Source organism: Micromonospora sp. NPDC047793 (genome assembly GCF_040642635.1).
Lineage (GTDB): Bacteria > Actinomycetota > Actinomycetes > Mycobacteriales > Micromonosporaceae > Micromonospora.
This window is the reverse complement of record NZ_JBEYSG010000014.1, coordinates 63,012-87,146: the sequence shown is the minus strand read 5'-3', so window position 1 is coordinate 87,146 and position 24,135 is coordinate 63,012. Positions and strand designations below refer to the sequence as shown.

The 24,135-nt window shown below is 66.1% G+C and carries 23 protein-coding genes; 11 read left to right on the top strand and 12 right to left on the bottom strand.

Translation table 11 applies throughout. The annotated features are described in order from the left end of the window. Positions 1–237 precede the first annotated feature (237 nt). On the bottom strand, positions 238–441 hold the full coding sequence (locus ABZ738_RS24055; RefSeq protein WP_357216590.1) for a DUF397 domain-containing protein: 204 nt from the start codon (positions 439–441) through the stop codon (positions 238–240). Further along, a complete protein-coding gene (locus ABZ738_RS24050; RefSeq protein WP_357216587.1) occupies positions 438–1,325 on the bottom strand; it encodes a helix-turn-helix transcriptional regulator in 888 nt (295 codons plus the stop codon). Before ABZ738_RS24050 ends, ABZ738_RS24055 begins: the two co-directional genes overlap by 4 nt. Before the next feature lie 294 nt (positions 1,326–1,619). Between ABZ738_RS24050 and ABZ738_RS24045 the strand changes: the two genes are divergently transcribed. The 5 genes from ABZ738_RS24045 (at position 1,620) to ABZ738_RS24025 (ending at position 3,807) form a co-directional block, all read left to right on the top strand. Further along, positions 1,620–1,799, top strand: a complete 180-nt coding sequence (locus ABZ738_RS24045; RefSeq protein WP_357216584.1) for a hypothetical protein — start codon at positions 1,620–1,622, stop codon at positions 1,797–1,799. A gap of 23 nt (positions 1,800–1,822) precedes the next feature. Next, positions 1,823–2,047: a hypothetical protein gene (locus ABZ738_RS24040; RefSeq protein WP_357216582.1), complete on the top strand. Its 225-nt coding sequence runs from the start codon at positions 1,823–1,825 to the stop codon at positions 2,045–2,047. Between the two features lies 1 nt (position 2,048). Then, positions 2,049–2,330, top strand: a complete 282-nt coding sequence (locus tag ABZ738_RS24035; protein ID WP_357216579.1) for a hypothetical protein — start codon at positions 2,049–2,051, stop codon at positions 2,328–2,330. Continuing rightward, positions 2,327–2,725: a hypothetical protein gene (locus ABZ738_RS24030; protein WP_357216576.1), complete on the top strand. Its 399-nt coding sequence runs from the start codon at positions 2,327–2,329 to the stop codon at positions 2,723–2,725. Before ABZ738_RS24035 ends, ABZ738_RS24030 begins: the two co-directional genes overlap by 4 nt. A 425-nt stretch (positions 2,726–3,150) precedes the next feature. Next, the gene (locus tag ABZ738_RS24025; RefSeq protein ID WP_357216573.1) at positions 3,151–3,807 is read left to right on the top strand and encodes a class I SAM-dependent methyltransferase; all 657 of its coding nucleotides are present in this window, start codon (positions 3,151–3,153) and stop codon (positions 3,805–3,807) included. Here ABZ738_RS24025 and ABZ738_RS24020 read toward each other — a convergent pair. From ABZ738_RS24020 to ABZ738_RS24010, 3 genes are read right to left on the bottom strand one after another with little or no spacing between them, the layout of a single operon-like run. After that, the gene (locus tag ABZ738_RS24020) at positions 3,804–4,475 is read right to left on the bottom strand and encodes an HIT domain-containing protein (RefSeq protein WP_357216570.1); all 672 of its coding nucleotides are present in this window, start codon (positions 4,473–4,475) and stop codon (positions 3,804–3,806) included. The two genes, ABZ738_RS24025 and ABZ738_RS24020, sit on opposite strands and share 4 nt — an antisense overlap. A gap of 19 nt (positions 4,476–4,494) precedes the next feature. Continuing rightward, positions 4,495–5,499, bottom strand: a complete 1,005-nt coding sequence (locus tag ABZ738_RS24015; protein ID WP_357216567.1) for a sulfotransferase — start codon at positions 5,497–5,499, stop codon at positions 4,495–4,497. Between the two features lie 29 nt (positions 5,500–5,528). After that, on the bottom strand, positions 5,529–6,362 hold the full coding sequence (locus ABZ738_RS24010; protein WP_357216564.1) for a hypothetical protein: 834 nt from the start codon (positions 6,360–6,362) through the stop codon (positions 5,529–5,531). Positions 6,363–6,544: 182 nt separating this feature from the next. On the opposite strand from ABZ738_RS24010, the gene ABZ738_RS24005 reads away from it, so the two are divergent. The 3 genes from ABZ738_RS24005 to ABZ738_RS23995 all read left to right on the top strand — a co-directional run bounded on the left by ABZ738_RS24005 (position 6,545) and on the right by ABZ738_RS23995 (position 14,084). Then, positions 6,545–6,967 carry an NUDIX hydrolase gene (locus ABZ738_RS24005; protein ID WP_357216561.1) on the top strand — a complete coding sequence of 141 codons (423 nt, stop codon included), beginning with the start codon at positions 6,545–6,547 and terminating at the stop codon, positions 6,965–6,967. Between the two features lie 519 nt (positions 6,968–7,486). Next, entirely contained in the window at positions 7,487–8,692 is a 1,206-nt protein-coding gene (locus ABZ738_RS24000) for a hypothetical protein (protein WP_357216558.1), read from the top strand. 520 nt (positions 8,693–9,212) lie between these two features. After that, a complete protein-coding gene (locus ABZ738_RS23995; RefSeq protein WP_357216555.1) occupies positions 9,213–14,084 on the top strand; it encodes a DEAD/DEAH box helicase in 4,872 nt (1,623 codons plus the stop codon). Positions 14,085–14,112: 28 nt separating this feature from the next. On the opposite strand, the gene ABZ738_RS23990 is transcribed toward ABZ738_RS23995, so the two are convergent. The 6 genes from ABZ738_RS23990 to ABZ738_RS23965 all read right to left on the bottom strand — a co-directional run bounded on the left by ABZ738_RS23990 (position 14,113) and on the right by ABZ738_RS23965 (position 19,891). Next, positions 14,113–14,853, bottom strand: coding sequence for a helix-turn-helix domain-containing protein (locus ABZ738_RS23990; RefSeq protein ID WP_357216552.1), 741 nt, complete (start codon positions 14,851–14,853; stop codon positions 14,113–14,115). Positions 14,854–15,197: 344 nt separating this feature from the next. Continuing rightward, on the bottom strand, positions 15,198–17,651 hold the full coding sequence (locus ABZ738_RS23985) for a hypothetical protein (RefSeq protein ID WP_357216549.1): 2,454 nt from the start codon (positions 17,649–17,651) through the stop codon (positions 15,198–15,200). A 298-nt stretch (positions 17,652–17,949) separates the two neighbouring features. Further along, entirely contained in the window at positions 17,950–18,630 is a 681-nt protein-coding gene (locus ABZ738_RS23980) for a DUF2637 domain-containing protein (protein WP_357216546.1), read from the bottom strand. A 4-nt stretch (positions 18,631–18,634) separates the two neighbouring features. Then, on the bottom strand, positions 18,635–19,012 hold the full coding sequence (locus ABZ738_RS23975) for a hypothetical protein (protein WP_357216543.1): 378 nt from the start codon (positions 19,010–19,012) through the stop codon (positions 18,635–18,637). Beyond that, positions 19,009–19,239 carry a hypothetical protein gene (locus ABZ738_RS23970; protein WP_357216540.1) on the bottom strand — a complete coding sequence of 77 codons (231 nt, stop codon included), beginning with the start codon at positions 19,237–19,239 and terminating at the stop codon, positions 19,009–19,011. Before ABZ738_RS23970 ends, ABZ738_RS23975 begins: the two co-directional genes overlap by 4 nt. Positions 19,240–19,483: 244 nt before the next feature. Then, positions 19,484–19,891, bottom strand: coding sequence for a VOC family protein (locus ABZ738_RS23965; protein ID WP_131053528.1), 408 nt, complete (start codon positions 19,889–19,891; stop codon positions 19,484–19,486). 74 nt (positions 19,892–19,965) lie between these two features. Here ABZ738_RS23965 and ABZ738_RS23960 point away from each other — a divergent pair, with 74 nt between their 5' ends. The 3 genes from ABZ738_RS23960 (at position 19,966) to ABZ738_RS23950 (ending at position 22,638) form a co-directional block, all read left to right on the top strand. After that, a complete protein-coding gene (locus ABZ738_RS23960; protein ID WP_357216536.1) occupies positions 19,966–20,544 on the top strand; it encodes a TetR family transcriptional regulator in 579 nt (192 codons plus the stop codon). Between the two features lie 151 nt (positions 20,545–20,695). Beyond that, the gene (locus ABZ738_RS23955; protein WP_357216533.1) at positions 20,696–21,526 is read left to right on the top strand and encodes an aspartate/glutamate racemase family protein; all 831 of its coding nucleotides are present in this window, start codon (positions 20,696–20,698) and stop codon (positions 21,524–21,526) included. Beyond that, positions 21,496–22,638, top strand: a complete 1,143-nt coding sequence (locus ABZ738_RS23950; RefSeq protein WP_201272387.1) for a nitronate monooxygenase — start codon at positions 21,496–21,498, stop codon at positions 22,636–22,638. The genes ABZ738_RS23955 and ABZ738_RS23950 overlap by 31 nt, the downstream gene beginning before the upstream one ends. 53 nt (positions 22,639–22,691) lie before the next feature. On the opposite strand, the gene ABZ738_RS23945 is transcribed toward ABZ738_RS23950, so the two are convergent. Next, positions 22,692–23,915, bottom strand: coding sequence for an MFS transporter (locus tag ABZ738_RS23945; RefSeq protein ID WP_357216529.1), 1,224 nt, complete (start codon positions 23,913–23,915; stop codon positions 22,692–22,694). Positions 23,916–24,135: the final 220 nt, after the last annotated feature.

Genomic DNA, 24,135 nt, shown 5'->3' with positions numbered 1-24,135 from the left:
CACCCATACGGACGCCTGGTGCGCCAAGCAAACGACGCGGCAGGCTCGCTGTCCGGTGGGGCGTCGTCGCCGACCGGCCCTCAAGCGGTGGGCACCCATACGACGCTGATCCATCAGACGCACGAACCCTGTGCGGGCGTGCAAGGTGGTACTGGTAAGGCAAAGAGCGCCTTCCAATGTAGCCCAGCGGAGAAGAGCGTCAGAGCCATTTTCAGGTTCCGCAAGGCCGGACGAAACCTACCGCTGCCGGAAGCCGTCCTTCGCGCCTGCCAGGAAGCTCGACCAGGCATCGGGGCCGAAGACGAGGGCCGGACCGTTCGGATCCTTGCTGTCCCGCAGGGCCACCGCGTCGTCGAGGTCAGCGACCTCGACGCACTGGCCGTTGGCGCTGGAGCGGTTGCTCTTCTTCCAGTTTGCGTCGTTCAGGTTGTGGCGGATCACCCCGCACCGCCTTTCTCTTTGATCTTGTTGATCTGAGCCTCGATCGCCTTGATCGAGCTGGACGGGTCCAGCGCGGTGGCTTGGAGATGCTCGAAAGTCACGGCGAAGCGGCGGACGTCGGCTTCGCGTTCGAGGAACAGGTCGCCGGCCATGCTGTCGATGTAGACCAAGGCGGGGTCGGCAGGGTCGGGGAAGTCCATGACGACGAACGAGCCGGGCATACCGGCATGCGCCCCGCTGGCGAATGGGATGACCTGGAGGGTGATGTGCGGCTGAGCCGCCGATGCCACCAACGTCTCCAGTTGACCGGTGGTGACCTCGGCGCTGCCCACCTGGCGGTGCAGCACCGCCTCGTCGAGGATCGCCCAGAGTCGGATCGGGCCCTTCTTTCGCAGCGACTCCTGGCGCTGCAATCGTGCCTCCACGCGGGCGCGGATGTCCTCCTCGGTGGCCAGCGGCAGGCCAGCCCTGATGACTTCGCGGGCGTAGCTCTCGGTCTGGAGCAGACCCGGGACGAACAGGGATTCGTAGTTGCGGACCGAGCGGGCTTCGGCTTTGAAGCTGATGTAGGTGGTGTACAGCTCGGGCAGTTCCGACTCGTACGCCTGGAGCCAGCCGAGCTGGGCGGCCTGACGTGACAGGGCGATGAGCTCGCTGCGCTTGTCCTCGTCGGTGACGCCGTACGTGTCGAGCATCGCCATCAACGTGCGCCGCTGCGGGCGAACCTTGGCCGTCTCGATCCGGTAGAGCGTGGCGGGGTTGATGCCGGTCTGCTCGCTGACCTCTTCGCGGGTGAGGCCGGCTCCGGTGCGCAGTCCGCGCAGCTCCGCCGCGAGCCGCCGGAGGCGCACGGTGGGTGGCTGCCGTCGAGCTGACAACTCCATGTCCCTTCGCTCCTGTCGTAGTCAGAGTGTGCCTGCCGTGCGGATGCAATCTCCAGGCAGGTTGGTCAAGTGACCTACATGCTGATGCAAGCCTTGCATTATCCCTAGTGCGTGGGCACTATATGCATGAGGATGTCAGGCCGGTGCGGCGTACGGAAGCCGCATGATCCGGCGGCAGGCTCGCGCTCCCAGGAGCCAGCCGTCCCGTCCGGCCTCGGATGCCTCTCGGCGGGACGCAGTCCGTAACCCGAGACGGGTTGCGTCCCGCGAGGGGCCGAGTCGGGGAGGCAACGCGTGGTTCCATCCCTTGTCCTGGTGGCGGTCGCGGCGCTCGGCTTCGCCGCTGGCCTGTTCCTGTTCAAGGTCAAGTCCCGCTGGTGCCGACGATGCGGCTCGGCGCTGAACTGCCCTGACTGCGGCAGGCGACGGTCCCGGCCGTACCCGGGCCGGACTCGCTCGACGGGCTGGCTGTGACCCCCGCGCCGGTCATACCCCAGGTGACCGTCTCACCTGGCGACGTCGTCCACTTACGCGAGTTCGACCACCAGCATGGCGACAGCCCGCTGCGGCTGCAGATCACCCGCGTCCGTCTCGACCTCAGTACCTGGTACGACGGGCAGTGGGTATGGCTCGAAGGCACCGAGATCCGCCCAGACGGCCAAGTCGGACTCCACCGGCAGGTGCTCGTCCGCGTCGCCGTCCTTCCAATGTTGGAGGCGTGACATGGCCGCCGCTGTCTACCTGTCGGCCGCGGTCGTCGATCAGCTCACCGCCGCCCAACGAGTCCTCGACGAGCACATCACCTCCAGCGCCTCCGGCTACTGCCAGCGCTGCCACCTCGTCGGCCCCTGCTCCGCCAACGATCAGGCGGTCGCCACCTTCACCCGCTACGGCCGCCTACCCCGCAGAACGCCCGGCGCCACCCAACCCGAACTCATCAACGCCCGCCGACTCGCCGCCAACGCCGAAGCCACGCCCGACCTCACCCGGAGGTATCAACCGTGACCCTGCCCGACATCGCCGCCGCGCTGCGAGACCTGCACGTCTCCATCAGCCAACAGCAGGACCTGACCAAGGTCGTCGTCCAAGACGCCGAGAACGCCCGAGCCGAGTTCCGCGCCATCACCACCGGAGCCACCAACCCCCTGGTCAACCGCGCCCTCGGCAACTATGCCCAAGGGATCGTGAAACTCCGGGACGGCTCCTGGCTGCTCGCCGAAGCCGGCGGAATCCTCGCCGAGTACGCCCGAGCGATAGGCATCGACATTCCACCGCGGCACGATTCCGGCAGGAGGCAGAAGGCCGATCCGATCCACGACGAGTGTGAGGACTCGGGCCCCGACCCTCTCGGCGGGCTGCTGCTCTCGCAAGCCGAGGATCGGTCCCATCGCGATCCGTAGGCTGCTGAGCCAATGGGCGTCGACGACCGGGTCCACCTCACCAGATGCCTGCCTACGAGGTCGTGGACCTGCCTCGGCCTTGTCCGTTGCCTCTTCAATGCGAACGTGCCCTGCCAGCACGCACGGGACTGTTGCTGTTCAACAGACTGTTGCCGCCGTCCCGGCTGACTTCTAGAAAATGGGCCTGAGACTTGCTCATCGACTAGGCAACCTCGCCGATGACCCGACTCGCATGATCAAGCATCTGCAGCATGCTCAACTCCGCCATCGCCAGGCCGCCCGACCTACGCTCGGCCATGAATCTATACAAACCGGCATTCATGGTGCGCACCTGGTCAAACAACCCATCCGCATGCCGGCGTACGAGGGAGATCAGTTCTTGGCTTCGTTGGACCTTCGGTCTGATGCGAGACTGTGCTCGCCCGGTGCCTGACGAGAGGAATGGCTGCAATCTGATGAGTCAGCTGAGCTACTGGGACGAGTTACATCGCCGGGAGCGGCTTGCCCCTTTTTCGCTGAAGGAGTCACCGTTCGCGGCGAAGGTGGCGGCAGGCCTCCGTACTCCGCACCGCATACTGGAACTGGGGTGTGGAACCGGTGCTGATGCTGTCTATTTCAGCAAGCTGGGCCATGAGGTCGTCGCGACCGACGGCTCGGCCGAGGCGATCTCTGCGAGCTCGTTGCGCATCAACGGCTCTCTCCGCTTTGCAGTGCAGGACATGCGGGAGCCGTTCGCGTTCCCGGACGGTAGCTTTGGGCTGGTCTACGCGCGTCTGTCGATCCACTATTTCTCTGATATCGAGACGCGCCGGATCGTCGACGAGGTCCATCGAGTGCTCGGACCCGGCGGGCGGTTCTTTTTCATGTGTAAATCGGTACAGGACCCGCTCTGGGGCCAAGGCGTGCGGGTCGGTCCCAACATGTACGACCTCGGCGGGCATGTCCGGCACTTCTTCAGCCCAGACTACATTCGCACCATCCTCAACCCACGCCGTTTCCTGACCGAGGGCATCTTGTCCTCGTGTGAGCGCCTGTACGGGTACGACTCCGCGCTCATTGAGGCCGTCGCTGCCAAGATCTAGATGAAGTCCCGGCGGGCCTTTCTTACCGTATCCCGTACCTCGTCCTGGATCCCCGTGGTGAACGAGGCTCGGCGGATACAGTCACGCCAGTTCCAGCGGTCCGGGTTGCGTGCCGCCTCCGTCGACAGCCTACGCAGGTACTGGGTCGGACACCGGGCCGCGACGGTCGCGAAGCAGCGGCCATCAACGTCCTCGAAGTAGAGGTAGGGGTGCCCGCGCATGGCGTCCAAGGCGGCCGCGTGGCTATCGAACCTGTTCAGGTTGGGATAGTCGGCAGCAAGTTGAGGCAGCAGGTCCAACTGGGCCGGTACGAGATGAAGGTGCGCGTGGTCGACGCACGATCCCGCGTTCCTGGCGAAGCTGGCCGCGCCATGCTCCAGCAAGGTCGGCCGCTGGTAGACCTCCGCCAGCCAGGTCACCATACGCTTCTTCATCTCCCACAACTCGGTGCGCATCGGCGGCGCGGTGGCCGCGAACGAGGGGATATGAGGGTTCGAAACGATGAGCAGATGCCCCTCGACGATGGGTGCGGTGTCCGCCAGAGTACTGAAATACGTTCCAATCTTGAGTACGTCTCCGGGGCTGCCACTGCCGAAAAGCCGGTCCCAGCAGGGGGAATGTCCGTCCTCCAAAGCCCAGCAGAAGGGGCACTCGACTTCCCGGTCCATCGTTGACCTGCCTCTCGTCTCACGGTACCGGCGGCCATGGTCTCTTGCGGCGCAACGCGTCGAGGAACTCGTATCGTCGTTTGTGAGTATATTCTTTTGTTGGGTCGCGGCGTAAGTTGGCCGCAGCACGCAGCCTACGGTCGGTTTTATAAATCTCCTGGATCTCATCCAGGCTAGGGACACGTGCACGTGCGTGATAGCGAGGCACGTACCCGTAAGCACGCATGGCGTCCGCCGTCAACTCCTCGATCGCCGCTATGAATTCGGTATCTGTGGTCCGCAGGTGGTCACCGGCCCGGCTGGGGTCCACCGGCCGATCGAGGTTCACCCAAAGCACCGACAGGTCCGGCGCACCAACCGCCTCGGGCCGCCGGTAGAACGACAGCGCTCCGTCGTCCCATGGCACCCGAAGCATTTCGCAGGTGGGCGCTAGCGCCTCCGCTGGAGCTGCCAATACGTCCTCGTACCGGATCTCAAGCCAATTATTCGGCCCGGCCAGGGTTCGTGCGGTTCGGGCCGCCTCCTGGTCCTGCAGCCAACGCAGGGCGACTGCTCGTGGATCCTTCGGGCCGATGGGAGACCGCAGAAAGGACAGCGCGACGTCCCGCGGATCACGAACCAGGTGCAGGAAGGTGATCTCTGCCCCGGTGGCCAGAAGTTGGTCCGCGTAGTGAACGTTCTCGAGGCACTTGCTGACCCATGCAGAGCAGCCGGCGTCTAGGGCCACCGTGTCGTAGATCGCCAGAACGGCGTGAGCGAGTGTGTTGCCGAGCATCCGGCGAGTTGCACGGACCGGGTCAAGGCTCCCCGGCTGCCATGCTAGAGCGTTAAGATCGATCAATAATGTCAGGTCGCTTATCAGCCTCTTGCGGTTAACCGGCTCAGACAGGGGCTCATACCGGTGCCACAGATCCTGGAAGTCGCGCAGCTTATGCGCGGACGGCGGGGCGAGTACACCGGGCAGCCCGCCCAGCATGAGCCGGACAAGATTTGACCCGGAGCGCTGGGTGCCCACCATCTGCATGCGTCTTGGCTGTGCGGCCCCTTGGACGGTCATCTGGCCAGCCGTTCCCGCAGGAGCGCCGCCGCGTTTCGGGGCTCCACCGGGTTCAGGTAAACGCCCAGCCCGATCTCCATAGCGCCGGGCCTCTTCAGGTTTCCGTCCGGCTTGTGCAGGGGGACGATCTCCACTCGCAGGTGATGCTGATGACCGTCGTTCCGACGGGGTGCTTGCATGATGTTGAGCAGGTAGGGGTGGTTCCGACCAGTGCTGTCCCGGCACAGTGCCAACCCGGTCTGGATCTGTTCGGCGAGTTCCAGGAGTTCGGTAGCCGTAGCGTCGGCTAGTCGTCCGAGATGCCGCCGCGGGTACAGAACCATCTCGAACGGCAACCGTGCCCAGGGCGCAACCCGCAGGTATGTACCCGGCGTGGTCTGTACGATGAGATCATCGCTACCAGTTGCGCATAGCAGACATGCGTCCGCCAACAGCAGAAGACGCCGGGGCACGAAATCGAGCCCGATGATCTGCCCATGCGGGTGCGCAACTGTCGGCCCAAAGTGGTCCCCAACGGACTCGAACGCGTAGACCGCCAGCACTCCTGGGTCATCGAACAGTGTTGTCGTCTGCTTTCCGGCGGTGTCGAGCAGTGCTACAACGTCCGTGAGCGGGACATCAGCCAGTCGCTGGCCGTGCTCATCGCCGTAGACCAGCACATGGTGCCTCGCTCGCCCGCCCATAGCCTGGACCATCGGATGGCGACTCTCGAACAGCGCAACCCGGGCTGACGGCGCTTCGGCGCCATCGGGGCAGAACGAACATCCGGGCCGCGCGCCGGTCACGTCGGCCTGGGCCACCAGAGCGGACCGCCCTGGCACAAGAATCATCCATTCATCCTCGACGGGGTTCCACCTGGTACGTGGCTGATCGCCCGTTGCGGTAGCGAGCCTGGCTGGGTCCAAGGGGCCTCCGTCACACGCCGGTCTATCCGCCGAGAGCAATGTCAAGTGCAATGTGGATAGTATGCCAGCAGCGTCGCGATGCGGCCCATCGAAATCGAGGTTCTGTCATGTTTTTGCAGTTTGCGCAGAAGGCGTTGATCGTCAAGGGCGATCGAGTGCTTCTAGTACGGAAGGCCACGGACGACCCTCACAATCCGGGCCGGTGGGAGTTGCCGGGCGGCAGGTTGAAGCAGAATGAGTCGCTTGACGCCGCCCTGCAGCGCGAGGTCATGGAGGAGGTCGGTCTGGCGGTGGTGCCTGGACGGCCGTTGGCCATATGGTCGTGGCGTCTGGGCGACGGCCCAGAGGCGCCAACGGTCGTCGCGGTGGCGCGGCTGTGCAATGTAGAGGAAGCGGAGGTTAGCTTTGACGGCCACGAGGCCGATGATTACATCGACGGATACGAGTGGTTTGCTAAGAGTGAGGTGCTTGAACAAGACCTCATCCCGAGTGCGCGGAAGCCAATCGAGCAGTCTCTCCGGCAACTCTGAGGAAGTCTCGTACCTCGGCAGTCCATCCATGCGGCATGTCAAGGTGCAGGCGGTGTCGACAGGCCGTGCTGAATGGATCTTCGCGGTACCTAGAGTGCAACACGCCCGGCTCTGTCGCCTGGTCCGCCTGGTCGCCGGGCACGGCGAGGACCGGATCGCTGACAGTCTACCTAGCCGGGAGCGATCGTTCGACGTATCAGACCGGCTACTGCTGGTGGGTGTCTACCGGCGCACGGCCCAGACGATGCGGGAGATCAGCCCGCCTTTCGAGGAAACGCAGTCCGCCCTCACCGAGTCGCCGACGCCCTCAGCCCTCCGCATGAGGTGCTCTACGACTTTCCGCGACGACCGCTGCGGCGCCTACACATTGGTCAGCACCGCTTCCGGTATCGCGTACTTCCACGACATTGCCCTGGCTAGGCGCCTCCAGCACCGGTGCCGGACAACGCCGTCACCGGGTTTCACGACGTCGGGGAGGCAGCCAAGGCTCCGGAATGAGCAGCGTTGATAACCAGGACGATGATCGAAACGGCGAAGGCTGAGATCGATCGTAGGATGCGGCAGCGGCTGCGGGAAGAGGCAACCAGGCTGCCGGCCGGTTTCCTAGCCGCCGGACAGTACCTCGATCTTCCCACTTACGAGCAGCGCGGGTTGTACGGCACGGCGGCTGCCATCCTGGTGCTTGCCGAGGGCGGAACGAGCGATGCCGGCACCGCCGACCTCCTCACCGGTCTGGCCAGCTACGTGATCAACCGGAGTCAGGCGGAACGGCAAGCGGTATCGGCGACCGTCTACCGCGACTACGTTGCCCGACGGTTGCGGCTGCAGCGCGATGACACGTTCCGTCTAGCGGATCTCGCCTTCTCGCTTGCCAGCGTCTCGCCGTCCGTACCTACACGGAATCGGGCACTCGAGAGCGTGATGACGGCGCTACGGGCCTCCCGTGCAGAGAACGTCGGGTACGCGATTGGCGCGGAGTCCACCGAACCTAACCCCCTCGCGACCGCGCACGTCCTGCGCGCGCTGGTGGTGAACAACATGCCGATCGAGCACGAGGACTGGCGGTATTTGCGGGAGTACTTGGACGACGGTGATGACATTTACATCAAGTGCTTCGTCATCTACGTGCTGAGCCGGTACCACCGGTCAGTCCCGCACCAACATCTAAGACGCCAGTGGAAGGCACTCTTCCGGGCGCTCGAGGGCGAGTTCCGGGGCAACTCGGAGGCGAACTTCGAGTACACGCGTCTCGGCCAGCAGGACTATGTGCGCATTCCATGGCAGCTCTACCTCATCCAGGCATGTTCTCGGATCATGCCGCTGGCCCGGTTCAACTTGCCGATCATCCAGCATAAGATCGGTGAGATAGCCCGTGCGGTCACCTCCCCGACGGGATTCCGCTATGAGGCGTCGGGGCCGAATCTGTCCACTCGAACGTACGCTTGTGTCTACCAAATGCTTTGCGACATCGAAGAGTTCAACCTGACGCAGCCGATACCTCGGGCAGTCATTGTTGCCCTTGGTACGGTCAGCCGGGTGATTTCTAGCCGCGTGCTGCTCGTCGGCGTCGTGCTGGCGATGTGTGGTGTTGCTAGCTGGTCGGTAGCGGACTGGGCGCGCACGCCGGACAGCGACCTCGCCGAACTCGCCCCCAATCTACTTACCGAACTGTTCTTGGCAACCCTGGTCTGGGCGGGCATCCGTCTCCGCAACTCCGGCAGGTAAGACTGGACGTCAGACGTCCCGGCGCTCCCGACTGGCCCAGCTTGAGGCAAAAGCTCGACGAGACGTAGAAGGCTTACCGAGATGCGATCCGGCAGTTGGAGGACGAGCAACTCGAAACCCGGAAGCGGTTGACTCCTTGATCGATCAGAGGAGACCGTACGGACGGTAGGTCACTGGTTGGCCTCGACGGGACAGGCTGATCGCGTGGACGACGCAGCCGGCGGAGGACGTCTCCCGCCCCGATACAGTGGTTGTCGGCGAGTTGCTCCGGTGGCTACCGAAGCTCGTTCACTGGCTCGGGTCTGGGATATCGAAGCAAGAGTGGGTCAGGAGCGACCTTGCTGCGGCCACATGTCACAGGCAGTGCAAGAGTGGTGGCGGTTAGCAGTGGCGCCTGCCGCCCGGCCCGGTGCTGTGATCACTGCGGTAGGTAGCAGTAGAGTCTCTGCGTACTTCCGGTGTGTGATCACTCCGACGAGCGGGGCCGCTCGTCGACAACTGTGACGGGAATCGAAGCGCAGTGACGACCGTGCACGACGTCATCAAGGCGATCCGCGACAGCTCGCCGACCAACCGCGACCGCGGCACCGGCTTCGAGGAACTGATGCTCAAGTACCTCAGCACCGACCCGCAGTGGACCGAGCAGTTCAGCCGGGTCTGGATGTGGGCCGACTGGCCGGGGGCGGCGCACGACCGGCGGGACACTGGCATTGACCTGGTCGCTCTCGACCGGGAGACCGGAGGTTACTGCGCAATTCAGTGCAAGTTCTACGAACCACACTATACGGTGCAGAAGTCTGACATCGATTCTTTCTTCACCGCCTCCGGCAAGGGTGGCTTCACCCGCCGCTTGATCATCTCGACGACGGACAAGTGGAACGGCCACGCTGAGGCGGCCCTTGCCGATCAGCAGATTCCGGTTACTCGCCTCGGGCTGGTAGAGATCTCGGAAAGCCCGGTGGAGTGGCACATGCCCGCCTACGGCCACCGGATCGATTTGAGGCTGCGGGCCAAGAAGGCGCCGCGTCCGCACCAGCGTGAGGCGATCGAGAACGTCTTCGCCGGATTCGCCCAGCACGGCCGGGGCAAGCTGATCATGGCCTGCGGGACGGGCAAGACGTTCACCAGCCTGAAGATCGCCGAGCGGCTGCAACGCGAGCGCGCCGCTTCGGGGGAGGGCGAGCACACCAACGTGCTGTTCCTGGTCCCCTCCATCGCCCTGCTCTCGCAAAGCCTGCGCGAGTGGTCGTACGAGTCGGAGGTGCCACTACGCGCGTTCGCGGTGTGCTCGGACGCGAAGGTCGGCAAGCAGCAGCCCGTGGGCGACGACAAGGACATGGCCACCTATGACCTGGCCCTGCCCGCCACCACCGACCCGGACCGGCTGATCGAGCAGATGGCCAGGGTTGAGGTCGAGCCGGGGTTGACCGTGGTCTTCTCCACCTACCAGTCCATCGGGACCGTGGCGGCGGCCCAACGTCAAGGGTTGTCCCATTTTGATCTGATCCTGTGCGACGAGGCTCACCGTACGACCGGCGTCACGCTGGCCGGGCATGACGAGTCGTCGTTCGTCCGGGTCCACGACGACACGTACCTGAGCGGCGACCGCCGCCTCTACATGACCGCAACGCCGCGGATCTACAACGAGGACACCAAGGCCGAGGCGCGAAACGCAGACGCGCTGCTCGCCTCGATGGACGACGAAGCGACGTACGGGCCGGAGTTCCACCGGCTGGGCTTCGGCAAGGCCGTCGAGCAGGGCCTGCTCACCGATTACAAGGTCCTCATCCTCACCGTGGACGAAGGCCGAGTCGCCAAGACCCTGCAGCAGGGCCTGGCCGGTGGCGATGCCGAACTGCGACTCGACGATGCCGCGAAGATCATCGGCTGCTGGAACGCGATGGCGAAGCGCACCGGCACGTTCGCCGACGGCTCCGGATTCACCGAGGGCGAGGCACCGATGAAGCGGGCCGTGGCGTTCGCTCGGTCGATCGCCGATTCGACGGCGATCGCCAAGCGTTTCAACGAGGTGGTCGACGCCTACGACGACGCCGATGACGAGGTGTTGCGCTGCGAAGTGGAGCACGTTGACGGCACGTTCAACACGTTGCGGCGCAACAAGCTGCTGGACTGGCTGAAGCAGGACCCGGGCCCGGCCAATGCCCGCATCCTGTCGAACGCCCGTTGCCTCTCGGAGGGCGTGGACGTGCCGAGCCTGGACGCCGTCCTCTTCCTGCACCCCCGCAACTCCGTGGTGGACGTGGTCCAGTCCGTCGGCCGGGTGATGCGCCTTGCCCCCGGCAAGAACTACGGGTACATCATCCTGCCGGTCGCCATCCCCGCCGGCTTGGCACCGGAGAAGGCGCTCGCCGACAACCAGCGCTTCAAGACGGTGTGGCAGGTCCTCCAGGCGCTGCGCGCCCACGACGACCGCTTCAATGCGACCGTCAATCAGATCGAACTGAACAAGAAGAAGCCCGACAACAAGATCGGCATCGGCAGCATCGGCCCGGGTGACGAGTCAGTCGGCGACCGCGACGGATCGAGTACGGACGCCAGCGCCGAGGGCGCGAAGGCGAAGGAAGCCCAGAGCGCCAAGCACGTTCAGGAAGCCCTCTTCTCCGTCACCGACTGGCGGGAGGCGATCTACGCCCGCATCGTCGACAAGGTCGGCCAGCGACAGTACTGGGAAGACTGGGCCCGGGACATAGCCCAGATCGCGGAGCGGCACGTCACCCGGATCAAGGCCGCCCTGACGCTGCCCGACAAGCGCAGCGCCTTCGAGGAGTTCCTCGGCGAACTACGCGCCAACATCAACCCCGGTGTCACCGAAACCGACGCCATCGACATGCTCGCCCAGCACATCGTGACCAAGCCCGTCTTCGACGCGCTGTTCAAGGATTACGGCTTCGCCGAGCACAACCCGGTCTCCAAGGCCATGCAGCGCATGCTCGACATCCTCGACGACCAAGGGCTCGACGCTGAGAGCAAGAAGCTCGACGAGTTCTACCAGTCGGTGCGGGTACGCGCCGAGGGCATCGACAACCACGAGGGCCGCCAGCGCGTCATCGTCGAGCTGTACGACAAGTTCTTCAAGACCGCCCTGCCGAAGACCGCCGACGCCCTCGGCATCGTCTACACCCCGGTCGAGGTCGTCGACTTCATCATTCGCTCGACAGAACAGGCACTGAACAAGCACTTCGGCCGCTCGCTGTCGGACGAGGGCGTCCAGATCATCGACCCGTTCGTCGGCACCGGCACCTTCCCGGTACGGCTCCTCCAGTCCGGCTTCATCAAGCCAGAAGACCTGCTCCGCAAGTACACGAGCGAACTACACGCCAACGAGATCGTGTTGCTCGCCTACTACATCGCCGCCGTCAACATCGAAGCCGCCTACCATGACCTGGCCGGCGACGACTACCGGCCTTTTGAAGGCATTGTCCTCACCGACACCTTTCAACTCGCCGAGGGCTCCGCGAAGCTGGACGGAATGGACGTCCTCGAAGGCAACAGCGAGCGCGCCAAGAGGCAACAGAAGCAGAACATCACCGTCGTCATCGGCAACCCGCCCTACTCGGTAGGCCAGGACAGCGTCAACGACAACAACCAAAACCTGAAGTACGAGGTGCTCGACGCTCGCATCGCCGAGACGTACGTTGCTCGCTCAGCCGTCGGCAACAAAAACAAGCTCTACGACTCCTACATTCGTGCGATCCGCTGGGCCTCTGATCGGATCAAAGACGAAGGCGTCGTTGCCTTCGTCTCCAACGGCGGTTACATCGACGGAACCAGCGCAGACGGACTGCGCAAATCCCTTGCGGATGAGTTTGACGCGATCTACTGCTACAACCTGCGTGGCAACCAACGAACCGCCGGTGAGCAGTCCCGCAAAGAAGGCGGCAAGATCTTCGGGTCCGGCAGTCGGAACACTGTGGCCATCCTGGTCTTGGTCAAGAGCGGCGCAGACGGTGCTGCGGGCGAGGAATGCGTACTGTACTACCGGGACATCGGCGACTACCTCAGCCGCGAAGACAAGCTCCGCATCATTGCCTCCCAGGGGCTCGAAACCGTTGAGTGGGAGCGGATCGCGCCAAGCCCCGAGGGTGACTGGATCAACCAGCGCGACGAACTGTACTCGACATTCCGATCCATCGGCGACAAGGATAAGACCTCCCGCAACCGGGCCGTCTTCGCGATGTATTCAAGTGGCCTCAACTCCGCCCGTGACTCCTGGGTCTACAACTTTTCGAAGGATAAGGTGTGGACCAATATGGAGTCGCTGATCGATTTCTACAACCACCAAGTCGAGGAATTCAAAGCACACTGCAAAGCCAAAGGAATTGCCACCCCCGCCGCTGGCGATGCCGAGCGGTTCATCGACCTGGACTCAAGGAAGATCAGTTGGAACCGCGCCGACAAGACGCGTTTGGCCAAGGGTGAGAAGTATGTCTTCGACGGGGGACGCGTTGTCACGTCCTCATATCGGCCTTTTACCAAGCAAAGGCTCTACTTTGACTCTCGACTGAACGACATGACGTATCAGCTGCCGAAAATTTTTCCGACACCGGAGTGTGAAAATTTCGGCTTCTATATAACTGGCCCGGGTGCAGATGAGCCATTTTCCGTTCTCATGTTCGACGGCATTCCCAACCTGCACGCCGTCGGCACCCGAAGTATGGGTCCGCTCTTCCCTCGCTACACCTATCGTGAAATCGACATGGGTGACGGCCTTTTCGCCGCAACCGAGGAGGCGGTCCGCTACGACCGCGTTGACAACATTACCGATGCGGCACTTCGGGACTACCGCAAGACGTACAGCGACCCCACGGTCACCAAAGACGACATCTTCTATTACCTTTACGGGCTTCTCCACTCGCCTGAGTACCGGGAGCGATTCGCCGCTGACTTGAAGAAGTCGCTGCCGCGCATCCCGAAGGCGGCCGACTTCCGCGGCTTCGCGGAGGCCGGTCGGAAGCTCGCCGACCTGCACATCGGGTACGAGAAGGTCAAGCCGTATCAGGGCGTCGCCGTGACGGTCGCGGGTGAGGCGTCTATCACCCCGCTTGACGAGCTGTTCCGGGTAACCAAGATGAAGTTCCGCAAGGAGAAAGGCGTGGTGGACCGGTCGACGATCCACTACAACCACCGGGTCACCCTTACCGGCGTCCCAGACGAGGCGTACCGCTACCAGCTTGGTGCCCGCTCGGCTATCGAGTGGATCATCGATCGTTACCGGGTCAAGGTCGATAACGACTCCGGCATCGTCAACGACCCAAACGACTGGTCCGACGACCCTCGCTACATTCTTGATCTCGTCATGCGAATCGTGACGGTCAGCCTGGAAACGATGGAGATCGTGGATGGGCTACCGGCCCTCGACATCTTGGACTAGACGCTGCACCTGGTGACGTGACGTGCGACTAGCGCAGCGGGTAGCCGACGCCTCGGCGGGTGTTGGCGTCGATAAAGGTCTTGAGGCCGTCCCGGCTGATATAGCGGCGGCTGCCGATCTCGACGTGGTCGATCTCCCCGCCTCGCACGAGTTGCCACAGTGTCCCATATGAGATCCCGAGGTGAGCTGCGGCTTGTTTGAGGGACAGCAGCGCCGACCCGCCCTCGTCGAGCGGTGCCGGTGCCGCGTGCAGAGGGCTTTCGGCCTCTACGACATCCAGGTCGGTGTCCACTGTCCGCCAGCCGCCGATGAAGCTGTATGGGCGGTTGAGTTCGTCCTGGACCTTGCGCATCGCGCCGTCTTCGTCGACCGCGCGGACGTACCGTTCGGCCACCTGGACCCGGCTGACCATGACGCGATATCGCACCGGCGTGATTCTCCCGTCTGTCTCCGCTGTGCCACGGGTCGTCCCGCGTGATGCCTGTGGCCTTTTCGCCGCCGTGACAGGACGACGCTCCGAACTGCGGCCTTCAGGTGGAGTTTCTGCCTCCTGCTTTTTCGCGACGGCGAGCGCCGTGGCCGCGCTGGGCACGCCGTAACGGCTGGGCCGCGCGACGGGCGCCGGCCGCTGCCGGTGACAACCGTGCTCGGCGTAGTACCGGCCCGCGTCGGTCGGCTCCGCCCGCCAGACGCCGCCTTTCTTGCTGACGGCTACCAAGCGTCGGTTCTGCAACGCGATGGCGGTCGTCTTGTAGGTGAAGCCGACCATGACGCCATCTGGGCAGCCTTCGGTGATCCACCGCAGGACGGCCAACTGCCTGTCGTTCAACGGGGCATATGGATCTACGACGAACCTCCCGACGACCGCGTCTCCATCGGGAATTACAACGCTGGGCTGGCTGGGACGGTCACGCCCGTGGACGGGTCCATCGGATCTATCTACTGGTTACACGGCCCCGCACTCTGGCAGTGGAGACCGGGGCCGCAGAACGTAGGCGCAGGGGGCGGGGCGGACGGCTTGTCCGCCCCGCCCCCTGCGACGTTGTCCATCGTGGCTCTTTGAAGTTAGGCGGGGTTGAGGTGTCCGCGGTGGCGTCGGGTGCGGTTCTGTCGCTACCTTGTGCCTGACTCGGCGGCGTCGAATTTGCGACGCAGGGCGCGCAGGTCGCTTTGAGTGGCCTCGCTAGAAGCGGCGACTGCGAAGACTTGGCCGTAGATTCGCAGCCAGTCGTCAACGATCCGCTCTTGCAGGTCGCCCGTCGTCTCGATGACCATCAAACGCTCCAGGACCGACAGCGAGTGCCGCAGATAGGCCATCCACGTGACCAGGTTGCTGGTCTCCAGTTCGTGCGCCGCCTCGAACTGGTCCATCGCGTCGTCGTAGTACGCCGACAGCATGGCCTCGTCGCTGCGCGCCGCCTTCGCCAGCAGCACGACGCCGAGCGTGGTGAGACTGTACGAGTCCCTGACCAGGGTGACCGCGCGGCGGGCGTACGACTCAGCCCGAGACAGCAACTCCGGCCGCAGCTCGCCCCCGTGCCGACTCATGATCGCCCGCTGCTCCCAGAAACGGGCGCTCCACGAACCGAAGCTGCCGGACAGCTTGTCGTACCAAGGTTCCAGGTCGGCGCTGGAGAAGACGCTGCGGAGGTTGTTGTACTTCATGAACGAGCCGACGAGCAGGCCACGGGCGTTGCGTTCGAGCTGGCTCTGCCGGCCGAGGCCCTTGGCGATCCGCACCATGCCCTGGGCGAGTATCTCCAGCGATTGGTCCTCGCCGAGGCGCTTCACGCAGTACGGCAGGGCGAGCCACCGTTGGCGGGTGCGCAGCCAGCGGCCGTCGGTGGAGAGCACCGACGCGAGCCGGTTGGTGCCAGAGACCTGCCGGATAATCGCCTCGCTCTGCGTGTTCAGCAGCCGGGCCGCGTCAAGAACGTGTAGACGGGCGCCGACCCGGGAGGCGTACGAGGCGAACAGCAGGTAACACAGTTCGTCGTCGGAGCAGTCGCGGATCTCGTCCTCCACCCGCCGGCCGAACCCGGGGGCGTTCTCCAGCTGCGCCATCGCGTCGAAGATCTCGTTGTTACGGAAGTGCCCGCGACGGGCCCGGTCATTCTGGTCCTCCAGGATGCCGAGCCGAGTCAGCCGGTTCAGCGTGTCGACGAGCCGGGACGCGTCGGTGTTGGTGAGCCGCTGGTTGATGGTGCGGACGGTGCGGTTCACCAGAAAGTTGGTCTCGATCCGGCCGAGCAGCCCGGCGCTGCGCCCAGTGTGGTCCGCCCCGATGCAGGCGATCTTCAGGTCCGCGTTCCTTGCCCGTTCAATCAGGTTGTTGACGTCGTCGGCGAAGTCGGTGATGCCGTCGAACAGCAACGCCACCGGCCGCTGGTCGGCGGCGTACGTCAGCAGGGCCTCGACGTCGAGGCGCTGGTCCGCGGTGAATAGGAAGGTACGCCAGGAGAGCTCCCGCAGCTTCCGGCCGATCGCCAGCAGGCCGGTGGTGCGCCCGCTCAGCCGCTCCCCCGTGTAGACCACGGCGCTACTGCTCGGCACCCCCGCTGAACCGAGCCGCTTGACCGTGTCCGACGCCTCCCTGATCCAGTCCAGCTCGGCGAAGCGGTGCGTGACGATGTCCGCCCAGAGCGGCTCGTCCCCGCCAATGAAGTCGTGCTCCCGCGGAACCTTCCCGACCCGGTCGGTCCGCAGCTCGACAAACTGTCGGCCGACCCGTAGGCCGATCTCCTCCGGCGCGGCCGGCGGTCTATTCAGGTCCATGCCTGTCAGCTCGGCCCACGCGGCGATGAACTCCTCGCCGGTCATTTTCAGCGGGATGACGTTCCAGCTGCGGAAGTCTTCGGCGGCCGTCTCCGTCATGTTGCGATTCACATAAAACGTGGGCGCCGGGTGCGCCGGCTTGCGGCGCGCCACCACCGCCTCGATGTCCGGCTCGTCACGGATCCGGGCACCGACGATGACGAACGGCGCGATGCCGTAGTTATCGCGGAAGTTCGCCGGCCACGCCGCGCCAGCGACCGCGGCGTCCGCGTACTCACTCAGGGAGAAGACCAGCCGCTGGGCCTCCTCCCTGTCCACCTTGCCGTGCAGGTGCACCACCGACAGGTCCCGGGTCATGCTGAACTGGTCGTCCCAGTTGACCCGGCGGATGGCCCGCGAGCCCTCGCCCATCACCCGGCCGTACGCCCGCTCGAACGAGTCGTCGACGTTCAGCGTCCACACGCACTGCCACGGGAAGCGGGCGAACGGATCCATCCAGTCCGGCGGGGTGACCTCGTGGAACAGTTTCCGCAGCCAATCGTAAACCGGCTTCGCCCCAGCCTTCTGGACCACCCGGTCGTAGACCCGCCACAGCAGGTCGTCCGCGTCGTACTTCACGTCGAACTCGGCGGCCAGCTGCTCCAGCAGAGCCTTGCTGCCGGGCAGCTTGCTGCCGTTGCGCGCCACCGAGTCAAGGCTGGCACCGGCACCGAGCAGGAGGTGGTAATCGCCGCTGGCTGCAGCGCGCAGCAGCGCCTCCGTCTGCTCCGCGGTCAACCCGAGATCCGCCACCCTGGTCACCCCGTCGTAGTCGGTCCGCTAACGCCTCGTATCGCCGCATCGTACCGAGCACTCCCCCGGCTCCCCGGGGCGCCACTGACGAGTGACTGTCTTACCGGAATCGGCGTAGAAGGCGGCCCTCGGGTCGATGGTGTGCACGGCGACGGGCGGGAGATACGCAAGGCGGATGAGCAATCGCCTGGCCGCGCCGTAGGGGTTTGCCGGTGGACCGTTTCTCAACCCCGCTTAAGTTCGAAGAGCCTCCATCTTTGGCATTCTCGCGTCGATGTCGTTGGCCCGTCGTGCCGGCCTACCCGGTCTCCTGTCGTGCGGACATCAAGAGCCTGCGGACATGTCGTTCGGTCACTCCGAGGTGTGTTGCGATGTCTTCCACGCTCGCGTCCGGACGCTCCGTCCGCATCCTCAGGACGGCCTCGGTCCGTCCACCGCGTTGGCGCCGATGTCCGGGTGTACCCGGTCGCCGGGGCGTGTCCGATGTCCGCCCTGCCGGAGAGATGCCAGTCGCCGGAGTTGAGTCGGACACTGCCTGCGCCTCTCCATCGGCCTCGACGGAAGCCGCGCCAGCGGGACCGGTAACAGCGCTGGCCGCTGGTGTGGATACAGATGCTCGACGGGCGCGAGACAGCATCTCCACCACCAGGAGCAGGGCGACGGCGGGCCACGCGGCGACGATACGGGCGCCGAGGGTTGGCTGAGCTGCAGCGATGTTCGCCGCGACGCTCGCGCCGACGCCAATGATGAAGGCAATCCGTGCCGACCAGCGCACCGGCCGTCCCGCGCGACGATCGTCCACCATCGCTGTCGACGCGACGACGAGCATCCCGTCGACCGAAATCGGCAACACGTACGCGACTTCTGGACGCTCGCCGAACTTCAACGCGACGTGGACCATGTGGCTCCAGGACGACCAGGCCGCGATGGACGCCACCGCTGCAGTGCTGATATTCCTTGCGATGCGGGTCGGGTTCATCGGCTCACCTCCTCCGCGATGCGCCGGCGGATGGTCCGGACCTCCTCCGAATCGAGCAGAGGGTGTCCGCCGACGACCATGCGCGTCTGGACATCAGCCCACCGCTCCCACGGTGGATCACCTCGTCGACGTCCAGCCCCGTCGCGGCGGCAATGTCCGTGAGATCCGTGCCCGCCCGCAGTGCGGTGTGGATCATGATTGGCTGCCAGCGGCTCCACCACGCCACTACGGCGGCGGACAACGCCAACTCGGCCAGCGCCTCGCTGCGGGACGGCTGCAATGGACGCCCCGTTGCGTGGGCGTGGAGGTCGATGAGGGCCTGGAACGTGTTGATCTTCTCGGCGTCGTCGAAGTGGGTCGGAGGAAGATCAGTTCGGCTCATCGGCGCTTCTCCCCGACGGCGTAGACGTTGAGAAGCGCCACCGTGCGAACGAACACCTCGTACGCCTCGGTGTCCGAAGTCGTGGGGTTGGTGAGGGCGTCGTGCAACTCCGCGATCAGCGCGGTGACAAGCTCGTGTCGGACGGCCTGGCGCGCTGGCAGATGCAAGCCCGTCCAGACGGCCGAGGCGAAGGTCGCCGGAGTTTCCGGGCGGCGGATGATGTTCATCGGGCACCACCCCGCGCCCGTGACCTGGTCAGACGTGCCGGTAGTGGGTCACCGATGACGGTGATGGGCGGTGTTCGCGGCGACGCGTCCGGCCCACCGAACGCACCATGTGCGAACCGGTGGTTTGTTCCTCGTAGATGCCCCCGCCCGGGTGGGACGGGGGCATCACTGTGTCACCGGTGGCATACGCGCCCCGGTCCGGGAGCACGCCGCCACCGGGCTGCGGGGATTCGAGCCGGCCGGGTCACGCCTGGCGGTAGGCGTCCTGGTATCCGCCCTGAGGCGGGATCGGTTGGATGACGTCCAGCAGCACCCCGTCGGGTGCGGCGACGATGAAGTGCCGCTGCCCGAAGTCCTCGTCGCGGAGCGCCAGCACCGGCGTCAATCCGGCCTCGTCGGTCAACCGGGCATGGACCGCGTCGACGTCGTCGACCTCGAGGTTGACGATCACTCCGCGCGGCAGCTTCCGGTATCCGTCGGGGATGGTGGTGTGGTCGTGGGCGAGGATCGCCAGCTCGAAGGTGCCCAGGCGCAGGCTGACGTACCAGTCGGACTCGTAGGTCGGCTCGAAGCCGAGCACGCGTCGATAGAAGCCGGCTGCGGCGGCCACGTCCTGGGACGTCAGGACCGGGTAGAAACTGGTGACGGTCATCGAATGCTCCTTTACGTACACTGTGCATGTATCGCTGTACACGATACATACACTGCGTACGTAAAGGAAGCTCCATGCCTCGCGCCACTGCGGCTGCCGCCGCCCGGACCGCCCAGCAGGTCCTCGATTCGGCGATCGACCTCTTCGCCGCCAGGGGATTCGCCGACGTCTCGCTCGACGACGTGGCGCGATCCGCAGGAGTGACGCGGGGCGCGGTCTATCACCACTACCGGAACAAGCAAGGTCTGTTCCGTGCCGCCGTGGCGCAGCTCCAGGCGCGTGTGGCCGCGAGCGTGGTGGAGGCGGCCGGTCGGGCCGGTGACGATCCCGGTGAGCAACTGCGGGCGGGTTCGCATGCGTTCCTCGACGCGATCACCGCCCCGTCCGTCGTCCGCATCCTGCTCGTCGACGGTCCGGCCGTGCTGGGATGGGAGCGCTGGCGCCTGCTCGACGCGGAGCACTCCGCCGCTCACCTCAGTGAGGCTCTCGGTGCGGTGGGTGTGCCGGACGGCCTCCTCGACGCGTTGGCGGCGCAGTTGTCCGGGGCGATGAACGAGGCCGCGCTCTGGGTCGCGCGACACGACGACGCCTCGGCCGCGCGCGAACAGGCGCACTCGGCCCTCGACCGGCTCCTGGCCGCCGCGCTCACCTGAGGGTGCACGACAGTCCGAGTCGCCAGGTGGGTCGAGAAGCAGACCTTTCGGAAGTGTGGACAGATAGATCTCTAAGCTCTTGGGTTGATGGTCCATCTGCATCGTTGACACTCTCGCGATATATAAGTCAGACTTTTCGCGGGAGGTCGACATGAGTGAGCCTCGACGGCTGGCGGTCATCAACTCCGACGCGAAACGAGCCCCGGTGCTGCCCGATCCACCCGGTCTCGTCACCGACCTGGTGGACCCGCGACTGCGCCGGTTCGCCCGCACCAAATACGATCATCTGCTCACCGAACTGGGCACAGTGGACGCCGCCGAGGCGGCCATCGCCGCCGGATGCGACGCGGTCTACATCGACACCTTCGCCGACTACGGGATGGCGCAACTGCGCGCCGCCGCACCCGTACCGGTCGTCGGGGCCGGTGAGGCCGTACTGGCCTGGGCGGCCGAGTCCGGTCGCCGGTTCAGCATCGTCACCGTCTGGCCGACGTCCATGGACTACATCTATGCCGATCGGCTCGCCGCCTGCCCGGGCGGGGAACTCGCCGTCGGGGTGCACTACCTCTCCGACGAGTCGGAGCTGGACCGGGTCGGCACCGACGCCGGGGTCAAGGCGCGGATGGGCCGGGGCGAGGACGACGTCGTCTCCGCCATCACCCGGGCCTGTCTGGACGCCGCACAGCGCGACGGGACCGACCTGATCCTGTTCGGCTGCACCTGTATGACACCGGTGTCGGCCGAGGTGGCCCGGCGTGCCGGCATCGAGATCGTCGACCCGTCGGTGATCGGGTTGCGCGCGGGTCACGCGGCGGCACTCGGCCCACGTCCGGCGCCGCCGGTCGCCGCGCAGCGACTCGGGGCGGTGACGGAACTGGTCGACGCCTACCTCGGCGTCGCCGCCGGGTCCGCCGGGGCGAGCTGCGGCGTCGACGCCGACGGCTGTGAGGTGTGCGCGGTGACCGCCGGGCCGTCGTCGTGACCCCGCTGTGCCGCCGGCTCGGGGTCGACCTGCCGGTGCTGGCGTTCAGCCACTGTCGGGACGTGGTCGCGGCGGTCAGCCGCGCGGGTGGGTTGGGCGTACTCGGGGCCGCCTCGATGACCCCGGACGACCTCGACCGGGACCTCACCTGGCTGGACCGGGAGTGCGCCGGGCGGCCGTACGGCGTGGATCTGCTCTTTCCGGCGAAGTCGGCCGGGGACGACCCGGCGGAGCTGGCCGGTCGGATCCCGGCCGACCACCGGGCGTTCGTGGACGCGCTGCGGACCCGGTGGGGTGTGCCGGTGCGGCGCAGCGAGCCCGGCCACAACCGGCTCGGCGGTATGCCGACCGAGATCGACCACCTGATGACCCACGCCAACGCCCATGCCCTGTGGGAGGTCGCCCGGGCGCATCCGATCCGCCTGGTGGCCAGCGCTCTCGGCCCGCCGCCGGCCGAGGTGCGTGCCGAGACGACCCGACGCGGCATGCTCCTCGCCGGTCTGGTCGGCGATCCGCGGCACGTGCGCCACCAACTGGCCGCCGGGGTGGACGTGCTGGTGGCGCAGGGCTACGAGGCGGCCGGGCACACCGGCGACATCACCACGATGGTGCTGGTGCCGCAGGTGGTGGCCGCCGCCGGTGACGTACCGGTGGTCGCCGCCGGTGGGATCGCCACCGGCCGGCAGGTGGTCGCGGCCCTCGCGTTGGGCGCGCAGGCGGTCTGGACCGGATCGGTCTGGCTGGCCACCGCCGAGAGCGACCTCGACCCGGTGGTCAAGGAGAAGATCGTCGCCGCAGCAGCGACCGACACCGAGAAGACCACCTCGTACACCGGCAAGCCGACCCGGCAACTCACCACCGCCTGGACCCGGGCGTGGCGGACGCCGGAGGCACCGCCGTCCTTGCCGTCGCCGGTACAGCAGGTGTTGGCGCGGGACACCGTGGTCAGCGCGTTCGAGCACCAGGTGACCCCGGTGATGGGTTCGGCGGCCGGGCAGGCCGTCGGTCTGGTGACCGGGACCCGCTCGGTCGCCGCCGTCCTGGACGACCTGCGGATGCAGATGGCCGACGCGGTCGAGGCGGTGACGAGGCTGGCCGACGACGCGGGCTGACCGACGAGGCCGTCCGGTCGGCAGGTCGGGCGGCCCGGTCGGGAACGCCGTGGTCACCGTGCCGACCGTCGGTCGCGGCGCGCCTGCACGGCCACCGCGACCAGGGTGTACGCCGCCAGTGTCGTGATGCCGCCGGTGGCCACCGCCATCACCGTGGTCAGCGCGACACCGCCCAGCGCGAGCCCACCGAGCAGCGAGGTGCCGCCCAGGGTGGCGAACGCGGCGACCATCCAGGCGGCGAAGACCTCGGCGCGGCGGTGCGTCGGCGCCCAGTAGCCGATCAGCCGGGTCGCGCCGAGCAGCACCAGACCGCCGCCGGTGCCGACCAGCACCGTGCCGGCGATCGTCACCGCGCCGCTGGCCAGGTGCAGGGCGGCGGTGGTGGTGCCGGCACCGGCGGCGATGACCAGGACGCCGAGGCCGACCGAGCGGGCCGCCGGCACCCGGTTCGCCGCGAGCTGGGCGAGCAGGGTCATGGTGACCAGCAGGGTGAGCAGCCCGCCGGTTCCGCCTGCGGTGCTGATGCCGGCCCCCTCGGTGAGGATGCGCGCGCCGAACGTGCCGAACAGGGCCATGCAGCTGTTGAGCGTCATCAGCGAGCAGGTCGCGATGCTGAACGGCAGCAGGATCGCCCGGGGGACGCGGACCGTACGGACCAGCCGGACCCGGCCCGCCGTCCGGCGGTCGGCCGGTGCCCGGAGCAGCAGCACCAACGGCACCAGCGCGACCGCGCCGATCACGACGTACGGCAGCACCAGCGGGTACGCGGTGTGGTCGGCGAGGAGTCCGGCGATCAGCGGCCCGAAGCCCATGCCGAGGGTGGTGCAGACCGCGTGCGTCAGGCTGCCGGCCCGGGTGCCCCGGGGGTGGAAGTCCAGCAGCGCGGCAGCGGTGGTGGCGCTGACCATGCCGGTCGCCATGCCCTGCACGAATCGTCCGGCGACCAGCACCGGCAGCGTGGTGGCGGCGGCGGTCACCACGCAGGCGAGCAGCACCAGTGCGACACCGAGCAGCATCGTGACGCGGCGGCCGATCAGGTCGGAGAGTCCGCCGAGCAGCGTGACCACCACGATCACGCCGACCGGGTATCCGGCGAACGCCAGGCTCACCTGCGCGGGATCGAGGTCCCACCGCTGTGCGTAGACCGCGAACAGCGGGGACGCGGCGAAGCTGCCGAGCACCGCCACCAGGACCAGCGCGCCGGAGGCGGCAGCCATCACCACCGAGGGTCGGTACGCCGGTGCGTCGGGCGGGCCGGTGGTGGTGCCGTCGCGCACCTCAGGGGCTCCGGGGCAGAGAGGTAGACACTAGGACACCACCTTCCGTCAAAAGTCTGAGGAATGAACAGCAGCAGTGTCAAGGTCTTGCCAGACCCGGTCCTCGGCCTGCACAGTGTGCACCTGAGCTGCTCAGGTGGACGTTGCAAGACGGAAACGACGGGGCACTTCGCGACGCGCCATCGTCATCTTCTCGGTTAACACCTGACATATGCCTTTC

Coding starts and splice junctions, on each gene's coding strand:
- ABZ738_RS23960 (WP_357216536.1), top strand. CDS start 19,966: ATGCCTCGCGCCACTGCGGCTGCCGCCGCCCGGACCGCCCAGCAGGTC.
- ABZ738_RS24005 (WP_357216561.1), top strand. CDS start 6,545: ATGTTTTTGCAGTTTGCGCAGAAGGCGTTGATCGTCAAGGGCGATCGA.
- ABZ738_RS24015 (WP_357216567.1), bottom strand. CDS start 5,499: ATGCAGATGGTGGGCACCCAGCGCTCCGGGTCAAATCTTGTCCGGCTC.
- ABZ738_RS24020 (WP_357216570.1), bottom strand. CDS start 4,475: ATGGACCGGGAAGTCGAGTGCCCCTTCTGCTGGGCTTTGGAGGACGGA.
- ABZ738_RS23955 (WP_357216533.1), top strand. CDS start 20,696: ATGAGTGAGCCTCGACGGCTGGCGGTCATCAACTCCGACGCGAAACGA.
- ABZ738_RS23990 (WP_357216552.1), bottom strand. CDS start 14,853: ATGGTCGGCTTCACCTACAAGACGACCGCCATCGCGTTGCAGAACCGA.
- ABZ738_RS23965 (WP_131053528.1), bottom strand. CDS start 19,891: ATGACCGTCACCAGTTTCTACCCGGTCCTGACGTCCCAGGACGTGGCC.
- ABZ738_RS24035 (WP_357216579.1), top strand. CDS start 2,049: ATGGCCGCCGCTGTCTACCTGTCGGCCGCGGTCGTCGATCAGCTCACC.
- ABZ738_RS23980 (WP_357216546.1), bottom strand. CDS start 18,630: ATGAACCCGACCCGCATCGCAAGGAATATCAGCACTGCAGCGGTGGCG.
- ABZ738_RS24050 (WP_357216587.1), bottom strand. CDS start 1,325: ATGGAGTTGTCAGCTCGACGGCAGCCACCCACCGTGCGCCTCCGGCGG.
- ABZ738_RS23975 (WP_357216543.1), bottom strand. CDS start 19,012: ATGAGCCGAACTGATCTTCCTCCGACCCACTTCGACGACGCCGAGAAG.
- ABZ738_RS23970 (WP_357216540.1), bottom strand. CDS start 19,239: ATGAACATCATCCGCCGCCCGGAAACTCCGGCGACCTTCGCCTCGGCC.
- ABZ738_RS24000 (WP_357216558.1), top strand. CDS start 7,487: ATGATCGAAACGGCGAAGGCTGAGATCGATCGTAGGATGCGGCAGCGG.
- ABZ738_RS24010 (WP_357216564.1), bottom strand. CDS start 6,362: ATGATTCTTGTGCCAGGGCGGTCCGCTCTGGTGGCCCAGGCCGACGTG.